Genomic DNA, 17476 nt, shown 5'->3' on the forward strand with positions numbered 1-17476 from the left:
AGAACGATCTGACAAAAGCCAGAAATCAACATTCGATGCGAATGCTCATTTCTGAGTTTGATCAAGGTACAGCAAGTGGTGGAGCCAAGCGGGATCGAACCGCTGACCTCCTGCGTGCAAGGCAGGCGCTCTCCCAGCTGAGCTATGGCCCCGCATATTGGTAGGTCTGGGCAGATTTGAACTGCCGACCTCACCCTTATCAGGGGTGCGCTCTAACCAACTGAGCTACAGACCTATATAGGGTCTTGATCGTCTTCGACAATGAATCAAGCAATTCGTGTGGGAGCTCATCAGCAGGCTGATGTCGTCGATTAAGGAGGTGATCCAGCCGCAGGTTCCCCTACGGCTACCTTGTTACGACTTCACCCCAGTCATGAATCACACCGTGGTAACCGTCCTCCCGAAGGTTAGACTAGCTACTTCTGGTGCAACCCACTCCCATGGTGTGACGGGCGGTGTGTACAAGGCCCGGGAACGTATTCACCGCGACATTCTGATTCGCGATTACTAGCGATTCCGACTTCACGCAGTCGAGTTGCAGACTGCGATCCGGACTACGATCGGTTTTGTGAGATTAGCTCCACCTCGCGGCTTGGCAACCCTCTGTACCGACCATTGTAGCACGTGTGTAGCCCAGGCCGTAAGGGCCATGATGACTTGACGTCATCCCCACCTTCCTCCGGTTTGTCACCGGCAGTCTCCTTAGAGTGCCCACCATAACGTGCTGGTAACTAAGGACAAGGGTTGCGCTCGTTACGGGACTTAACCCAACATCTCACGACACGAGCTGACGACAGCCATGCAGCACCTGTGTCAGAGTTCCCGAAGGCACCAATCCATCTCTGGAAAGTTCTCTGCATGTCAAGGCCTGGTAAGGTTCTTCGCGTTGCTTCGAATTAAACCACATGCTCCACCGCTTGTGCGGGCCCCCGTCAATTCATTTGAGTTTTAACCTTGCGGCCGTACTCCCCAGGCGGTCAACTTAATGCGTTAGCTGCGCCACTAAAATCTCAAGGATTCCAACGGCTAGTTGACATCGTTTACGGCGTGGACTACCAGGGTATCTAATCCTGTTTGCTCCCCACGCTTTCGCACCTCAGTGTCAGTATCAGTCCAGGTGGTCGCCTTCGCCACTGGTGTTCCTTCCTATATCTACGCATTTCACCGCTACACAGGAAATTCCACCACCCTCTACCGTACTCTAGCTTGCCAGTTTTGGATGCAGTTCCCAGGTTGAGCCCGGGGCTTTCACATCCAACTTAACAAACCACCTACGCGCGCTTTACGCCCAGTAATTCCGATTAACGCTTGCACCCTCTGTATTACCGCGGCTGCTGGCACAGAGTTAGCCGGTGCTTATTCTGTCGGTAACGTCAAAACAGCAAGGTATTAGCTTACTGCCCTTCCTCCCAACTTAAAGTGCTTTACAATCCGAAGACCTTCTTCACACACGCGGCATGGCTGGATCAGGCTTTCGCCCATTGTCCAATATTCCCCACTGCTGCCTCCCGTAGGAGTCTGGACCGTGTCTCAGTTCCAGTGTGACTGATCATCCTCTCAGACCAGTTACGGATCGTCGCCTTGGTGAGCCATTACCCCACCAACTAGCTAATCCGACCTAGGCTCATCTGATAGCGCAAGGCCCGAAGGTCCCCTGCTTTCTCCCGTAGGACGTATGCGGTATTAGCGTTCCTTTCGAAACGTTGTCCCCCACTACCAGGCAGATTCCTAGGCATTACTCACCCGTCCGCCGCTGAATCAAGGAGCAAGCTCCCGTCATCCGCTCGACTTGCATGTGTTAGGCCTGCCGCCAGCGTTCAATCTGAGCCATGATCAAACTCTTCAGTTCAATACTGCTTGGGTTTTTAAGAAACCCTAAACTTGGCTCAGCAATCTCAAATGACTATGTGATTTCTCGCATGGTCACTTGTGATGCTGATAATCTTTTTGACTATCAGTCCGTACTCACAAGCACCCACACGAATTGCTTGATTCGATTTGTTAAAGAGCGTTTGGTTAAGAGCTTTTCGTCTCAACCGAGGCGCGCATTCTACGCCTTCCTCAGAGCCTGTCAAGCGTTTATTTTGAAGTTTTTTGCGAGAAACTCGTTTAGCTTCAAACACTTGGCTCGCTGCGATCTCTCGTAGCGGGAGGCGAATCATACAGCACTAGGAAGCGCTGTCAACCACCATTTCAACCGCTTTCGATCATTCGATCGTAGCACTTCCAACATCTCCTGAATCGCCTAACTCATTGAATCTCAAGGAGTTTGTCGTTCCGTTGTCGCTGGAAGTGGGGCGCATTATAAGGGGATTCGAGAGGGCGTCAACCTTTTATTTCAAGAAACCTTAATATTGCTGAAAACGAAGCGGGGAGGCCTATCGGCCTCCCCGCTTCTATATAGCTAAACCATCCAGGCAATTACTCTGCCTTGAGGGTGACCCGGCCAAACGACTTCTTGCCCGCCTGGCACACATGCGTAGCACCAAGGACAAACATGAAGTCCTTGTCGACCACTGCACCATCAACCTTCACCGCGCCGCCACTCAGCAAATCTCGCGCCTGAGCCGAGTTCTTGACCAGACCAGCCCGATTCAACACCGCAGCAATTGGCAGGTCTTCCGCCGCAGCCACTTCGATCTCCGGCAAGTCTTCCGGCAGCTCGCCTTCCTTCATACGGTTACCGGCAGCACGGTGAGCATTGGCTGCAGCCTCCTCACCGTGGAAGCGCGCCACAATTTCTTCCGCCAGCTTGATCTTGATGTCACGTGGGTTGGCGCCATTGGCAACATCGGCCCGGAACTGCTCGATTTCTTCCATCGAACGGAAGCTCAGCAGCTCGAAGTAACGCCACATCAGGGTATCCGGGATCGACACCAGCTTGCTGTACATCACCCCTGGCGCTTCCTGGATGCCGACATAGTTGCCCAGCGACTTCGACATCTTCTTCACACCGTCGAGCCCTTCGAGCAGTGGCATGGTCACGATGTTCTGCGCTTCCTGCCCATAAGACCGCTGCAGTTCACGCCCCATCAGCAGGTTGAACTTCTGGTCGGTACCACCCAGCTCAACATCCGCCTTCAGCGCCACCGAGTCATAGCCTTGCACCAGCGGGTAGAGGAACTCGTGGATGGCAATCGGCTGATTGGTGGTGTAACGCTTGTCGAAGTCATCACGCTCCAGCATGCGCGCGACGGTGTACTGCGAAGCCAGGCGAATGAAGTCGGCAGGGGTCAGCTTGTCCATCCACGTAGAGTTGAACGCGACTTCAGTCTTGGCCGGATCAAGAATCTTGAACACCTGCTGCTTGTACGTCTCGGCGTTCTCCAGCACCTGTTCGCGGGTCAGCGGCGGGCGCGTGGCGCTCTTGCCACTCGGGTCACCGATCATGCCGGTGAAGTCACCGATCAGGAAGATGACCTGGTGGCCCAGATCCTGGAACTGGCGCAGCTTGTTGATCAGCACCGTGTGACCCAGGTGCAGGTCCGGAGCGGTCGGGTCGAAGCCGGCCTTGATGCGCAGAGGTTGGCCGCGCTTGAGCTTCTCCACCAGTTCCGACTCGACCAGTACTTCTTCCGCACCGCGCTTGATAAGCGCCAGCTGCTCTTCAACCGACTTCATAGACAAACCCGCAAGGCTCAGATTCAGGGGGAGCCAACCATACAAGATCGGCCGTCAAATACAAGTTTCGCAAAGGAATGTGACCCGAACACAGGCTTGCGGCGTCTACGCGCCCTTGCGTGAAAATGGATTTGGTTATATTTTATACAGTTATTTCATCTTCATCATGTCATTCATCTTTTCCATTTCACCTTTTTCAAAGTCACCTTGCCCATGACCAACGAACCGCCTAAAGCGCCCCCGCTTTATCCGAAGAGCCATCTGTTGGCCGCCAGCGGCATCGCCGCCCTGCTCAGCCTGGCTTTGCTGGTATTTCCTTCCAGCGAAGTGGAAGCCAAGAAAACTACCCTCAACCTCGAGCTCGAAAGCCCTGCCGAGCAGCTGAAAGACGAATCCCGCGCTGCGCCCCTGGTGCAAAGCGAAGGTGAGCAAGGCTCGCCTTTCGCCCAGATCGAAGAGGCTACCCCCGAAACCCAGAAGGCCGATCAACAGGCCCCGGCTGCCGAACCGGTTGCCGAGGCCGCCAAGGAGCCTGGCCACCGCGAAGTCACCGTGGCCCGCGGCGATACCCTGTCCACCCTGTTCGCCAAGGTCGGCCTGCCCGCCAATGCTGTGCATGACTTGCTGGCCAGCAACAAGCAGGCCAAGCAATTCAGCCAGCTCAAGCACGGCCAGGTCTTGCAGTTCGAGCTCGACAAGGATGGCCAGCTGGCCAGTCTGCACAGCAAAGTCAGCAACCTCGAAACCATTCGCCTGACCAAAACCGCCAAGGGCTACACATTCAACCGTGAAATCAGCAAGCCGGTGATACGCACCGCCTATGCCCACGGCGTGATCAAGAGCTCGCTGTCAGCTTCCGCCCAGCGCGCCGGCCTGTCCCACAGCATGACCATGGACATGGCCCGCGTGCTGGGTTACGACATCGACTTCGCCCAGGATATTCGCCCAGGGGACGAGTTCGACGTGGTCTACGAACAGAAGGTGATGGACGGCAAGGTCGTCGGCACCGGTAACATCCTCTCTGCGCGCTTCACCAACCGCGGCAAAACCTACACTGCCGTGCGCTACACCAACAAGCAGGGCAACACTACCTACTACACCGCCGACGGCAACAGCCTGCGCAAGGCATTCATCCGCACCCCGGTGGACTTCGCCCGCATCAGCTCGCGCTTTTCCGCCGGTCGCAAGCACCCCATCCTGAACAAGATCCGCGCCCACAAAGGCGTCGACTACGCGGCCCCACGAGGTACGCCGATCAAGGCAGCCGGTGACGGTCGCATCGAACTGGCCGGGCGCCGTGGTGGCTACGGCAATACCGTGATCATTCAGCATGGCAACCGCTACAAGACGCTGTATGGCCACATGCAGGGCTTTGCCAAAGGCATCAAGACCGGCAGTACGGTCAAACAGGGCCAGATCATTGGCTACATCGGCACTACCGGCCTGTCCACCGGCCCACACCTGCACTACGAGTTCCAGGTCAACGGCGTGCACGTCGACCCGCTGAGCCAGAAGGTGCCAATGGCTGACCCGATTGCCAAGAACGAGCGTCAGCGCTTCCTGCAGCAGAGCCAGCCGCTGATTGCCCGCATGGATCAGGAAAAGGCCACCCTGCTCGCAGCGAACAAGCGCTAAGCCATGGCGCTCTACCTGGGGGTGATGTCCGGTACCAGCCTCGATGGCCTGGATATCGCCCTGATCGAACAAGGCGAGCAGCTTGAACTGCTCGCCACCCACTACCTGCCCATGCCCCCGGACCTGCGCAAGGACCTGCTGGCCCTGTGCAGCAGCGGCACTGACGAGATTGCCCGTGCCGCACTGGCGGAAAACCGCTGGGCCAGCCTGGCCGGCGAAGGTATCCACCAACTGCTGGCTCGCCAGGGACTGAAGCCCGAAGCCATTCGCGCCATCGGCAGCCACGGCCAGACCATTCGCCATGAACCGTCCCGCGGCTTTACTGTGCAGATCGGTAACCCCGCACTGCTCGCCGAGCTGACCGGCATCAGCGTGGTCGCCGACTTCCGCCGTCGCGATGTGGCTGCCGGTGGCCAGGGCGCGCCACTGGTACCGGCCTTCCACGAAACCCTGTTCAGCCAGCTTGGCCGACGCCTGGCAATCCTCAACGTAGGCGGTTTCAGCAACCTCAGCCTGATTGAGCAGGACAAGCCAGTTCATGGGTTCGATTGCGGCCCGGGGAACGTGCTGCTGGATGCCTGGATCGAGCGCGAGCACGGCCACGCCTACGATGCAGATGGCGCCTGGGCTGCCTCGGGTGTGGTTCAGCACGGGTTGCTCAGCGCACTGATGGCTGACCCGTTCTTTGCCGGCAGCGGCCCCAAGAGTACCGGCCGCGAGGTGTTCAACCTGCCTTGGCTGGATCGCCACCTGGCCAACCTGCCGGCATACCGGGCCCAGGACGTGCAGGCGACACTGCTGGAGCTGACCGCACGCAGCATCATCGATTCGCTTGGCAAAGCCCAGCAAGGCACCGAGGCGCTGTTGGTCTGTGGTGGGGGCGCCCGCAACGGCGCGCTGATGGCCCGTCTTGGCCAACTGCTACCGGCGGCCCGTGTTGCAAGCACTGGCGCCTATGGCGTAGACCCGGACTGGGTCGAAGCCATGGCCTTCGCCTGGCTGGCTCACTGCTGCCTGGAGGGTATCGCCGCCAACCGCCCCAGCGTCACTGCCGCCAAGGGCCTGCGCGTACTGGGCGCAATCTACCCGGCATAGCCGCTACGCCAGAAAGCAAAACGCCGCGCAATTGCGCGGCGTTTTCGTATGCCCAGCCCTTAGATCGAGAACGACGACCCGCAACCGCAGGTGGTCGCGGCATTCGGGTTCTTGATCACGAACCGCGAACCTTCCAGGCCTTCCTGGTAGTCCACTTCGGCACCCGCCAGGTACTGGAAGCTCATCGGGTCGACCACCAGGGAAACGCCCTCGCGCTCGACAATGGTGTCATCTTCGGCCACGTCTTCATCGAAGGTGAAGCCGTACTGGAAGCCGGAGCAACCGCCACCGGTAACGAACACTCGCAGCTTCAGACGCTCATTGCCTTCCTCATTGACCAGGTTCTTCACCTTCTGGGCTGCCCCGTGGGTAAATTCCAGACCGGTAGGGGTGAAGGTTTCGACGCTCATGTTGATTCTCCCGGCGCGGTAGCCGCCATAAAACTCGATGACGCGCATTATCCGCTTTCCCGAGAAAATCGGTCAAGAATTGTGCGGCTTTAGTCGCGACCTGCAAAAAGGCCCGCACGACGCGGGCCTTTTCCAATGCTGGTGGCCTTACGGCAGCAAGCCGGCATGGGACAGGCCCATGCGTTCATCCAGCCCGAACAGGATGTTGAGGTTCTGCACCGCCTGGCCGGAGGCGCCCTTGACCAGGTTGTCGATCACCGACAGCACCACCACCAGGTCACCACCCTGCGGGCGATGAACGGCAATGCGGCAGACGTTGGCACCACGCACGCTGCGGGTTTCCGGATGGCTGCCAGCTGGCATCACGTCGACGAACGGTTCATCGGCGTAGCGGTTCTCGAACAGCGCCTGCAGGTCGACCGAGGTATCGACCACGTTTGCGTACAGGGTGGCGTGGATACCACGGATCATCGGCGTCAGGTGCGGCACGAACGTCAGGCCGATATCCTTGCCTGCGGCCAGGCGCAAGCCCTGGCTGATTTCTGGCAAGTGACGATGCCCCTTGACTGCATAGGCCTTCATGCTCTCGCCGGCTTCGCAGAACAGCGAACCGACCGCGGCGCCACGGCCAGCACCGCTGACACCCGACTTGCAGTCGGCGATCAGGCGCGACGCGTCGGCCAGGCCCGCTTCCAGCAGCGGCAGGAAGCCCAGCTGGGTGGCAGTCGGGTAGCAACCCGGCACAGCGATCAGACGCGCCTGGCGGATCTTCTCGCGGTTCACTTCTGGCAGGCCGTATACCGCGTCCTTGAGCAGCTCAGGCGCGCCATGGGGCTGACCGTACCACTTGCCCCACTCGGCGGCATCCTGCAGGCGGAAGTCGGCAGACAGGTCGATCACCTTGGTGCCGGCCGCCAGCAGCTCACCGGCCAGGGCGTGTGCAACACCATGCGGAGTGGCGAAGAACACCACATCACAGGCCCCCAGAGCCTTGCTGTCCGGCACGCTGAACGCCAACCCGTCATAGTGGCCGCGCAGGTTCGGGTACATGTCCGCCACCGCCACGCCCGCCTCGGAGCGCGAAGTAATGACCGCCACTTCGGCCTGTGGATGCTGTGCCAGCAGACGCAACAGTTCGACGCCGGTGTAACCCGTGCCGCCGACGATACCGACCTTGATCATAACGCTTGCCCCTTATCAACGAGCCGTCTGGAAAGCGCACGATAATAGGGGCGCAGGGCGCCTGTAACAACTCTTCGGGTGACCCTTCGGGCGCTAGACCACTACTATCTGACGACCGTGATTACCTGAAGGAACTCCCTCCATGCTTTACCTATGGATCAAAGCGCTGCATATCGTCAGCGTGGTCTGCTGGTTCGCCGGCCTGTTCTACCTGCCCAGGCTGTTCGTCTACCACGCCCAGAGCCAGGACAGCATCAGCCAGGAACGCTTTGCGACCATGGAGCGCAAGCTGTACCGCGGCATCATGAATCCGGCGATGATCGCCACCTACGTTTTTGGCGCCTGGATGCTGTACCTCACCCCCGGCTGGCTGAGCCAGGGGTGGCTGCATGCCAAGCTCACCCTGGTGATCCTGCTGACCGGCTACCATCACGTGTGCGGTGCCCAGCGCAAACGCTTCGCCAATGGCACCAACACCCGCAGCCACGTCTACTATCGCTGGTTCAACGAAGTGCCCGTGCTGATCCTGCTGGGTATCGTCATTCTGGTGGTGGTGAAACCGTTCTGACATAGCCACCCGCTCAAGGAGCCTTGCCATGTCGCTACCTGCCTCGCTCGAACAACGCCTGCGGCTGCCCGTGGTTGCCGCGCCGATGTTCCTCATCTCCAACCCCCAACTGGTGCTGGCCTGCTGCGCCAGCGGCGTGGTTGGCAGTTTCCCGGCCCTGAACCAACGCGACAGCGCTGGCTTCAAGGCTTGGCTGGAAGAGATCGAGGCTGGCCTGGCTCAACTGCAGGCGCCAGCGCCCTACGCCGTCAACCTGATCGTCCACCCGACCAACCCGCGCCTGCAGGCCGACTTGGCCTTGTGTGTCGAACACCGTGTACCAATCGTTATCACCAGCCTGGGGGCGGTAAAGGAAGTGGTCGATGCCGTACACGCCTACGGCGGCCTGGTGCTCCACGATGTCACCACCCGCCGGCATGCCGAAAAAGCCGCCGAAGCGGGTGTCGATGGCCTTATCGCCGTCGCCGCAGGCGCAGGCGGCCATGCCGGCACCTGGAGCCCGTTCGCCCTGGCCGCAGAAATTCGCCAGTTCTTCGACAAGACCCTGCTGCTGGCTGGTTGCATTAACCACGGCCACGAAATCCTGGCCGCACAACTGCTGGGGGCGGACCTGGCGTACATGGGCACGCGCTTCATCGCCACCACAGAAAGCCAGGCTCAGGGCGCCTACAAACAGATGCTGCTGAACGCCCATGCCGCCGACATCATCCACACACCCGTGGTGTCCGGCATCCCCGCCAGCTTCCTGCGCCAGAGCCTGGAGCAGGCCGGCTACGACATGAACACCCTCAAGGGGGGGCAGGTGCAAGGCAAGCTCAAACCGATCGATGACGAAGCCAAGGCCTGGAAGACCGTATGGTCAGCGGGCCAGGGTGTCGGAGACATCCATGACCTGCCCAGCGCCAGCGCATTGATCGAGCGCCTGCATGGCGAGTACCGACAAGCCCTGGAACGCTGCCAGGTTTTGCGTGCCCGCGCCTTGTAGCAAAAGGCAACACCTTGCACGGGCAAGTTGTACACTAGGCGCCCTCTTCCGCCCCCAGGAGCCTTGCATGACCCGTTACGCCATGATCACTGGTGCTTCCAGCGGCCTGGGCCTGGCCTTGGCGGAAGCGCTGGCACGGCGCGGGCGCAATCTGATCCTGGTGGCACGCCAACGAGAAACGCTGGAGCCTGTCGCCATCGAGCTGACCCAGCGTTTCGGTGTCGAGGTGCTGTTCCGCGCCTGCGACCTCAGTCAGCCGTTGCGCCTTTCAGGCTTCGTGCTCGAGCTGGAAGAAGGTGAGCGGCGTATCGATTTGCTGGTCAACTGCGCGGGCTTGCGCACCTATGGGCCGTTCCTGGCCCATGAATGGGCCGACGAACAGGATCTGCTGGAAGTCAACGTGCTGGCCCTGAGCCGCCTGTGTCACGCCATCGGTAACCTGATGGCTGTGCAGGGTGGCGGGCAGATTCTCAACGTCGCCGGCCTGGCCGGGGTGGCGCCTGGCCCATGGATGGCCGCCTATGCCGCCAGCAAGGCCTATGTGCTGAGCTTTTCACAGGCCCTGCGCGAAGAACTCAAGCGCACCGGCATCAAGGTCTCTGTACTGTGCCCTGGCCCGGTACGTTCCGCACGCCGGCGCATTGCGCGGCTCGATGGCAAGCCGCGCTGTCTCAGCCCCGAGGAAGTGGCGCTGTACACCGTGCGGGCACTGGACAAGAACCGCGCACTGATCATGCCTGGCCGGCGCAACCGCTGGCTGGCGTTCGCACCGCGACTGTTGCCGCGCTGGCTGGTGCGCAAGCTGGCCGGGGCCATCCACCGCCGCTATTGCCCCTTAGGCATGGAATAGCCACTGGGCGAGCGGCGCCCGGCTGAGTACACTCGGCCCGACCCTCACCATGGAGCAAGTGCTGTGGACGATCTATTCCTCAAAATCATCAACCGGGAAATCCCGGCAGATATCATCTATGAAGACGACCAGATCCTGGCCTTCAAGGACATTGCACCCGCGGCACCGGTACATTTTCTGGTCATCCCGAAAAAGCACATTCGCACCCTCAATGACCTGACCGAAGAAGACAAGGCCCTGGCTGGCCACATCCTGTTCACCGCCCAGCGACTGGCTGTCGAACAAGGCTGCGAGGAAGGTTTCCGCGTGGTCATGAACTGCAACCCCAAAGGCGGCCAGACTGTCTACCACATCCATATGCACGTGCTTGGCCAGCGCCAGATGAACTGGCCACCGGGCTGACCCACGGCAAGCGACCCCGCCGCTATTGCGGTAAACTGTCGGGCACATTCTTGCGGAGGTGCCCGATGGCTACCGAACGTCACTACTCGCCGCTCGACCGCTTGTTGCTGCAGGCCGATACCGCCATGCGCACCTTGCTGCCTTTCAGCGGCCAACCTGCCCGGCCATCGCCGGCCATCGTCCAGCCAGACGTTGACCTGGACGAGCAACAGGCCCGCCATATTGCCGGGCTGATGCGCATCAACCATACCGGTGAAGTCTGCGCCCAGGCGTTGTACCAAGGCCAGGCCCTGACCGCCAAGCTGCCCGAAGTGCGCAAGGCCATGGAGCATGCCGCTGAGGAAGAAATCGACCACCTGGCCTGGTGCGAGCAGCGCATTCGCCAGCTGAACAGCCACCCGAGCGTGCTCAACCCTCTGTTCTACGGCATGTCGTTCGGCATTGGCGCACTGGCCGGGCTGGTCAGCGACAAGGTCAGCCTGGGCTTCGTCGCCGCTACCGAACATCAGGTGTGCAAGCACCTCGACGAGCACCTGGAGCAACTCCCGCACGAAGATGAAAAATCCCGGGCCATTCTCGAGCAGATGCGCATAGACGAAGAGCAGCACGCCGAGTCTGCGCTGGAAGCCGGTGGTTATCGCTTCCCGGCCCCCGTCCGCTTTGGCATGAGCTTGCTGGCCAAGGTCATGACCAAGAGCACATACCGCATCTGAAGGCATCACCATGACGGATCGATTCGACGCCAAGGACCTGGCGCGCGCCGTGCAAGCAGGCATTCTCCAACCAGGCCAGGACCAAAGCCTGTTGGCATTCCTGCGCCAGCAACCCGCACCACGTGGCAGCTTTCAGCTGGCCCATGTTGCCTTCTACTTTGGCGCCATGCTGATCATGGCGGCAATGGGCTGGTTGCTCACCGAGGCCTGGATGAGCCTCGGTGACGGCGCGCTGTTGATCATCGCCAGCCTCTATATCCTGCTGATCACCTTGTTCGCCCTCAATCTGCAACGCCGCGCCCAGCCCGTCGCTGCTGGCGTGCTGGCAGCAGTAGCCGTCAGCATCGTGCCGCTGGCGGTATTCGCTATCGAACGCATGCTCGGCTGGTGGCCACTGGACGATGCGCAGGCTGACTACCACCAGTACTACACCTACGTGCAAGGCGGCTGGCTGGCGATGGAAGCAGCCACGGTGCTTGCCGGGCTGCTAATGCTGCGACTGATCCCCTACCCGTTCGTCGTCATGCCAATGGCCGTGGCCTTGTGGTTCATGTCGATGGACCTTAGCGAGTGGTTCTTCGGCTCACCGTTCAGTTGGGAGCAGCGTCGCCACGTCTCCCTGTGGTTTGGGCTGGGCTTGCTGGTGGTTTTCCTCGTGATAGACGGCCGCACACGTGAGGACTACGCCCGTTGGGGTTACCTCGCCGGGCTGGCAGCGTTCTGGGGCGGGTTGACGCTACTGGACAGCGGCAGTGAGTTGGGCAAGGCCATGTACTGCCTGATCAACATTGCGCTGATGGGCATGGCGGTGCTGCTGCGTCGGCCGGTGTTCATGGTGTTTGGTGCGCTGGGGGTGGCGGCTTATCTGGGATATCTGTCGTACGAGGTGTTTGCCCAGTCGTTGCTGTTCCCGTTGGTGCTGACCATGATCGGGCTGGGGGTTATCTGGCTTGGCCTGGTTTACCAAAAGCGCCGGGAGCGGTTGAGCCAGGCGCTAAGAAGCAGTCTTCCGCAATGGTTGCGGATGGCCCTCCCGGCCCTGCGCGACTGAAGCTCGCCCGGGCCGCAGGTGGGAGCGGGCTCACCCGCTTCCACAAGGGCTGCAAAGCGGCCCCGGAATCTCAGCCTTAACCCAGCTCTACGATTTCATACCCATGGGTAATCTCAACCCCGGCACGCTCGAGCATGATCGAAGCCGAGCAATACTTTTCCGCCGACAGTTCCACTGCCCGCTTGACCTGCGCTTCTTTCAGCCCCCGCCCCTTCACCACGAAGTTCATGTGAATCTTGGTGAACACCTTCGGGTCTTCGCTGGCGCGCTCTGCCTCCAGAAATGCCTCACAGCTTTCCACTGCCTGGCGCGACTTCTTCAGAATGCTCACCACGTCAAAGCTGCTGCAGCCACCCAGGCCCAGCAACAGCATTTCCATCGGTCGCACGCCCAGGTTGCGGCCGCCGGCCTCGGGCGGGCCGTCCATTACGACGACATGGCCGCTCCCCGATTCGCCGAGGAACATTGCCTCACCGGCCCACTGGATACGTGCCTTCATCTACCCGGACTCCTGATTTTCGGAAAAGGGTGTCAGCTTAGACCTTGTGCGGCTGTGGGAAAAGCACGAGATGTGTCGGTTTAGTACCGAAACATCTCGTAGTGTCTGATAAGCTGGCGCCAAATGACTGGCGCTCTCCGTCAGCCAACCTCTATAAAAAGCCTATGCGTCGTATCGAACAGGATTTCGTGATGGTTGCCTCCGCCCTACCCGCCAAGATAAAGAACATCGACAAGCTGCTGGTACACTGCCAGCGCCGCCGCTACACCGCCAAAAGCAACATCATCTGCGCCGGCGACCGGGCCGAGACACTGTCTTTTATCATCAAGGGTTCGGTCACCATCCTCATCGAGGACGACGACGGCCATGAAATGATCATCGCCTACCTCAACAATGGCGATTTCTTTGGCGAGCTAGGCCTGTTCGAGCCCGTTGATGGCGAGCAGCAGCGCAGTGCCTGGGTACGCGCCAAGACCGAATGCGAAGTGGCCGAAATCAGCTACGAAAAGTTTCGCGAACTGGCGCGCCAGGACCCTGAAATCCTCTACGCCCTGGGCAGTCAAATGGCCCAGCGCCTGCGCAACACTACGCGCAAGGTTGGCGATTTGGCATTTTTCGACGTGACCGGGCGAGTTGCCCGTTGCCTGCTGGAACTGTGCAAGCAGCCCGACGCCATGACCCACCCCGATGGCATGCAAATCAAGATTACCCGTCAGGAAATCGGCCGAATCGTCGGTTGCTCTCGGGAAATGGTCGGCCGCGTTCTCAAAGACCTCGAGGAACGCAGCCTGGTGCAGGTCAAGGGCAAGACCATGGTGGTCCACGGTACCCGCTAGTCCTTGGGCAACTCGGCCAGCACCTTGGCGTAGGCCTGCGAAAGGCGCTCGAACCAGGGCGCTGCCGGCGCCACTTCGTGCAAGGCGATGTGCGCATCGGCGCGACAGCGTTGCTCCAGCTCACAGCACTCGTTGAAGCGGTTGACCGCCGCCACCATCGACTCACGCTCGTTGTCCAGCAGCAGCGCACCGTGCACCAGCACCACAGGGCGCTTGCCACCCAGGCCCTGACGCCAGCGCTGGGCGGTACCCACCAATTTGCGGCCATTGAGGTTGACGTTGTAGCGGCCATCGCAGAAGGCCCCGTCGATTTCCCCGACTGACGCCACCCCGCCCCACTCGCGCAGCACATCGCACAGCGGCAGACACAGGCGCTCGTAGGCATTTTCGATACGGCCGTGGTCGCCTTCACTGCGCGGCGCGGCGTAGACCAGTGCAACGTTCACCGTCGAATGCGACTGAGGCACCGGCTCACCGCCAGTTTCTCGCAGCAGCACCGGCCAGCCAGCAATAGCCAATTCCGCGCAGGCGACCTCGAAGTTGCCCAGCCGGCTCATGCGTCGAGGCATGACCAGCGCGTGGTCGGTGGGGCGCCAGAACAGCACACCATTCTCGCGTTCGCCGCGGCAGACGGCGGCCAGCAGTTCCTGCTCGGCGTGCAGGCCTTGTTCGACGCTCAGGGCCAGGGGTTGATCGGTCATTGATCCACCTATGATGTTGATTTCAAGGGCCTCTTCGCGGGTAAACCCGCTCCTACAACAGGGCGCATACCTGTGTGGGGGCGGGCTTGCCCGCGACACGGCCATTACAGGTACAAAAAAGCCGGCAAAAACGCCGGCTTCATTTGATCAGTCCAGTTGCTGAACAGTCTTCTTCACCTGCTCGGGGAAGAACAGCCGCTGTAATTCCAGGCCAGGCTGCTCGGCGCGCATGAACGCCTCTCCCACCAGGAACGAGTAAACCTCGTTGATTGCCATCAGCTCCACATCGGCCCGGTTGAGAATACCGCTTTCGGTAATCGCCAGACGGTCACGCGGAATGCGCGGCAGCAGGTCAAGGGTGGTTTCCAGGCTGACTTCGAAGGTGTGCAGGTTGCGGTTGTTCACCCCAACCAGCGGTGTATCCAGGGTTTTCAGCGCGCGCTCCAGTTCATCGCCATCGTGCACTTCTACCAGCACGTCGAGGCCGACGTCCTTGGCGGTGGCCGCCAGTTCAGCCATCTTCACGTCATCCAGCGCCGACACGATCAGCAGTACGCAATCTGCGCCCAGGGCCCGGGCTTCGACGATCTGGTAAGGGTCGACCATGAAGTCCTTGCGGATCACCGGCAGCGAAACCGCCGCGCGGGCCTGCTGCAAGTACTCATCGGCACCCTGGAAATAATCGACATCGGTCAACACCGACAGGCAGGTGGCCCCGCCCTTCTCGTAGCTGACCGCGATTTCCGCTGGCACGAAGTGCTCGCGGATCACGCCCTTGCTTGGCGACGCTTTCTTGATTTCGGCAATCACCGCTGGCTGCTTGCGCTTGGCCTGCTCGATCAGCGCGTTGGCGAAGCCTCGCGGGGCGTCAGCGGCCTTGGCCAGGCCCTCCAGTTCGGCGAGGCTGACGCGCGCACTGCGCTCGGCCACTTCCTGAAACTTGCGGGCAATGATCCTTTCCAGCACCGTCGGCACACTCATGCTTCGTTCTCCACCTTGAATACTGCAGTAAAGGCCCCCAATTCCTGCAGCTTTTCCCAGGCCAAGCCGGTGTGCAGTACATCATGGGCCAGTTCTACACCGGCTTTCAGGCTCATGGCATGGTCAGCGGCATACAGCGCCGCGCCGGCATTAAGCACGATCATCTCGGCGGCCTTCTGACCGTCCTCGGTCTTGCGCCGGCCCAGCGCATCGCGGATCAACTCCAGCGAAGCCTGAGGGCTCTCGACAGCCAGGCCATGAAGGCTCTGGCTCTTCATGCCGAGGTCTTCCGGCTCTACCCAATATTCAGTGATTTCGCCGTTTTTCAGTTCGGCAACGAAGGTGGGTGCAGCCAGGCTGAACTCGTCCAGACCATCCTTCGAGTGTACGACCAGCACATGCTTGCTCCCCAGGCGCTGCAGCACCTCAGCCAGCGGGCGGCAAAGGGTTTGCGCGAACACACCGACCACCTGGTGCTTCACTCCGGCCGGATTCGTAAGCGGGCCGAGCATATTGAACAGGGTGCGCAACCCCAGTTCTCGACGTGGGCCAGCGGCATGTTTCATGGCCGAGTGGTGACTTTGCGCGAACATGAAGCCGATGCCCAGGCTGTCGATGCAGCGTGCCACTTGAGTCGGCGTCAGGTTCAGGTAGATGCCGGCAGCTTCCAGCAGGTCGGCACTGCCGCTCTTGCCCGATACTGCGCGGTTACCATGTTTGGCCACCGGGCAACCCGCCGCCGCCAGGACGAAGGACGAAGCGGTGGACACGTTGAAGATGTTGGCGCCATCACCGCCGGTCCCGACAATATCGACGACACCATCGAGGCTTTGCAGCTCGACCTTTTCGGCCAGCTCACGCATCACCGACACCGCACCGACGATTTCGTCGATGCTTTCGCTTTTCATGCGCATGCCCATCAGGAAAGCGCCTATCTGCGCCTCGCTGCACTGACCGGTCATGATCTGGCGCATGACCTCGCGCATTTCTTCGGTAGTAAGGTCCAACTGGCCGACGATACGGCTCAACGCACTCTTGATATCCATGTTCGATCCTTAACGGCGGCCGCCGGTCTGCTTGAGGAAGTTGGCGAACAGTTCGTGGCCCTGCTCGGTCAGGATCGACTCAGGGTGGAATTGCACCCCTTCGATATTCAGCGTCTTGTGGCGCAGGCCCATGATCTCATCGACCGAACCGTCGGCATGGGAGGTCCAGGCGGTCACTTCCAGGCAGTCGGGTAAGGTTTCACGCTTTACCACCAGCGAGTGGTAACGGGTCACGGTCAGCGGGTTGTTAAGGCTGGCGAACACGCCCAGGTCGCGGTGATATACCGGGCTGGTCTTGCCGTGCATGACCTGGCGTGCACGTACAACGTCGCCGCCAAAGGCCTGCCCGATTGACTGGTGGCCCAGGCATACGCCGAGGATTGGCAACTTCCCGGCGAAATGCAGGATGGCCTCGATGGACACGCCCGCCTCGCTTGGGGTGCATGGGCCCGGGGATACGACGATGCGCTCAGGGTTGAGGGCCTCGATCTGAGCGATGGTCAATTCGTCATTGCGAATGACCTTGACCTCGGCACCCAGCTCGCCAAGGTACTGAACGACGTTGTAAGTGAATGAGTCGTAATTGTCGATCATCAGTAACATGGTGTTAAACCTCTTGAATCTACTGACTTCATGATTCGAACCTTCCTGCACCAGCCACAGGCGCGGCTTTGCCACAACAGGCGGTAAACGAGAAGGCAAACGGGGGCGGGCCGGGCGGGCCGGCAGGAGATAAAGTCAGGCGCGCCAACGCCAACGGGCGTGGGCCTTGATTACGCGCATCAAGAGTTTGCTGACGATCAACACAGGATAGGTCTCGCTCATACGTCCCGGCACAGTAGCCTACCGGGGCGACGGGCGCAATATGCCTGTAAACACGGGGAAACGAATGGACTTGGGA

Annotated in this window: 17 protein-coding genes, 2 tRNA genes and 1 rRNA gene; 9 read left to right on the forward strand and 11 right to left on the reverse strand. The window is 60.4% G+C overall.

Annotated elements, in window-relative coordinates; translation table 11 throughout:
- Window positions 1–76: 76 nt before the first annotated feature.
- From V6093_RS15645 to tyrS, 4 genes are all read right to left on the reverse strand, one after another.
- Window positions 77–152: transfer RNA gene (locus V6093_RS15645), tRNA-Ala, on the reverse strand.
- Between the two features lie 6 nt (window positions 153–158).
- Window positions 159–235 (reverse strand) — tRNA-Ile (locus tag V6093_RS15650).
- A gap of 77 nt (window positions 236–312) precedes the next feature.
- Window positions 313–1849, reverse strand: a 16S ribosomal RNA gene (locus tag V6093_RS15655).
- A gap of 572 nt (window positions 1850–2421) precedes the next feature.
- Window positions 2422–3621, reverse strand: coding sequence for a tyrosine--tRNA ligase (gene tyrS, locus V6093_RS15660; RefSeq protein ID WP_004574941.1), 1200 nt, complete (start codon window positions 3619–3621; stop codon window positions 2422–2424).
- Window positions 3622–3834: 213 nt separating this feature from the next.
- Here tyrS and V6093_RS15665 point away from each other — a divergent pair, with 213 nt between their 5' ends.
- Both V6093_RS15665 and V6093_RS15670 read left to right on the forward strand, forming a co-directional pair.
- Window positions 3835–5256 (forward strand): peptidoglycan DD-metalloendopeptidase family protein, encoded by a 1422-nt coding sequence (locus tag V6093_RS15665; protein WP_003255509.1) that lies wholly within the window; start codon window positions 3835–3837, stop codon window positions 5254–5256.
- 3 nt (window positions 5257–5259) lie between these two features.
- Window positions 5260–6351, forward strand: a complete 1092-nt coding sequence (locus V6093_RS15670) for an anhydro-N-acetylmuramic acid kinase (RefSeq protein WP_070096556.1) — start codon at window positions 5260–5262, stop codon at window positions 6349–6351.
- A gap of 59 nt (window positions 6352–6410) precedes the next feature.
- On the opposite strand, the gene erpA is transcribed toward V6093_RS15670, so the two are convergent.
- On the reverse strand, window positions 6411–6761 hold the full coding sequence (gene erpA / locus V6093_RS15675; RefSeq protein WP_003255511.1) for an iron-sulfur cluster insertion protein ErpA: 351 nt from the start codon (window positions 6759–6761) through the stop codon (window positions 6411–6413).
- A gap of 147 nt (window positions 6762–6908) precedes the next feature.
- The gene (argC, locus tag V6093_RS15680; protein ID WP_406669551.1) at window positions 6909–7943 is read right to left on the reverse strand and encodes an N-acetyl-gamma-glutamyl-phosphate reductase; all 1035 of its coding nucleotides are present in this window, start codon (window positions 7941–7943) and stop codon (window positions 6909–6911) included.
- A 142-nt stretch (window positions 7944–8085) separates the two neighbouring features.
- Here argC and hemJ point away from each other — a divergent pair, with 142 nt between their 5' ends.
- The 6 genes from hemJ to V6093_RS15710 all read left to right on the forward strand — a co-directional run bounded on the left by hemJ (window position 8086) and on the right by V6093_RS15710 (window position 12512).
- Window positions 8086–8511 carry a protoporphyrinogen oxidase HemJ gene (hemJ, locus tag V6093_RS15685; protein ID WP_003255513.1) on the forward strand — a complete coding sequence of 142 codons (426 nt, stop codon included), beginning with the start codon at window positions 8086–8088 and terminating at the stop codon, window positions 8509–8511.
- 28 nt (window positions 8512–8539) lie between these two features.
- Window positions 8540–9496, forward strand: a complete 957-nt coding sequence (locus V6093_RS15690; protein WP_108078005.1) for a nitronate monooxygenase family protein — start codon at window positions 8540–8542, stop codon at window positions 9494–9496.
- Between the two features lie 67 nt (window positions 9497–9563).
- Window positions 9564–10346 carry an SDR family oxidoreductase gene (locus tag V6093_RS15695; protein ID WP_003255516.1) on the forward strand — a complete coding sequence of 261 codons (783 nt, stop codon included), beginning with the start codon at window positions 9564–9566 and terminating at the stop codon, window positions 10344–10346.
- A 63-nt stretch (window positions 10347–10409) separates the two neighbouring features.
- A complete protein-coding gene (locus tag V6093_RS15700; RefSeq protein ID WP_003255518.1) occupies window positions 10410–10748 on the forward strand; it encodes a histidine triad nucleotide-binding protein in 339 nt (112 codons plus the stop codon).
- Window positions 10749–10813: 65 nt separating this feature from the next.
- Entirely contained in the window at window positions 10814–11461 is a 648-nt protein-coding gene (gene coq7 / locus V6093_RS15705) for a 2-polyprenyl-3-methyl-6-methoxy-1,4-benzoquinone monooxygenase (RefSeq protein WP_003255520.1), read from the forward strand.
- 10 nt (window positions 11462–11471) lie between these two features.
- The gene (locus V6093_RS15710; protein ID WP_003255522.1) at window positions 11472–12512 is read left to right on the forward strand and encodes a hypothetical protein; all 1041 of its coding nucleotides are present in this window, start codon (window positions 11472–11474) and stop codon (window positions 12510–12512) included.
- A gap of 76 nt (window positions 12513–12588) precedes the next feature.
- Here the strand turns inward: V6093_RS15710 and V6093_RS15715 are convergent, their stop codons facing one another.
- A complete protein-coding gene (locus V6093_RS15715; RefSeq protein WP_004376171.1) occupies window positions 12589–13011 on the reverse strand; it encodes an OsmC family protein in 423 nt (140 codons plus the stop codon).
- 191 nt (window positions 13012–13202) lie between these two features.
- Here V6093_RS15715 and crp point away from each other — a divergent pair, with 191 nt between their 5' ends.
- Window positions 13203–13847 (forward strand): cAMP-activated global transcriptional regulator CRP, encoded by a 645-nt coding sequence (crp, locus tag V6093_RS15720; RefSeq protein ID WP_003255524.1) that lies wholly within the window; start codon window positions 13203–13205, stop codon window positions 13845–13847.
- Here the strand turns inward: crp and V6093_RS15725 are convergent.
- The 4 genes from V6093_RS15725 to V6093_RS15740 all read right to left on the reverse strand — a co-directional run bounded on the left by V6093_RS15725 (window position 13844) and on the right by V6093_RS15740 (window position 17178).
- Complete coding sequence (locus V6093_RS15725; RefSeq protein ID WP_003255526.1) at window positions 13844–14548, reverse strand: lipoyl protein ligase domain-containing protein; 705 nt, start codon at window positions 14546–14548, stop codon at window positions 13844–13846. The two genes, crp and V6093_RS15725, sit on opposite strands and share 4 nt — an antisense overlap.
- 147 nt (window positions 14549–14695) lie before the next feature.
- On the reverse strand, window positions 14696–15529 hold the full coding sequence (gene trpC, locus V6093_RS15730) for an indole-3-glycerol phosphate synthase TrpC (protein ID WP_003255528.1): 834 nt from the start codon (window positions 15527–15529) through the stop codon (window positions 14696–14698).
- A complete protein-coding gene (gene trpD / locus V6093_RS15735; protein WP_003255529.1) occupies window positions 15526–16575 on the reverse strand; it encodes an anthranilate phosphoribosyltransferase in 1050 nt (349 codons plus the stop codon). The genes trpC and trpD overlap by 4 nt, the downstream gene beginning before the upstream one ends.
- Before the next feature lie 9 nt (window positions 16576–16584).
- Window positions 16585–17178, reverse strand: coding sequence for an aminodeoxychorismate/anthranilate synthase component II (locus V6093_RS15740; RefSeq protein ID WP_004574924.1), 594 nt, complete (start codon window positions 17176–17178; stop codon window positions 16585–16587).
- Between the last annotated feature and the right edge of the window lie 298 nt (window positions 17179–17476).

It is taken from the genome of Pseudomonas putida group bacterium ESBL64, from assembly GCF_045277175.1.
GTDB classification, from domain to species: domain Bacteria; phylum Pseudomonadota; class Gammaproteobacteria; order Pseudomonadales; family Pseudomonadaceae; genus Aquipseudomonas; species Aquipseudomonas alloputida.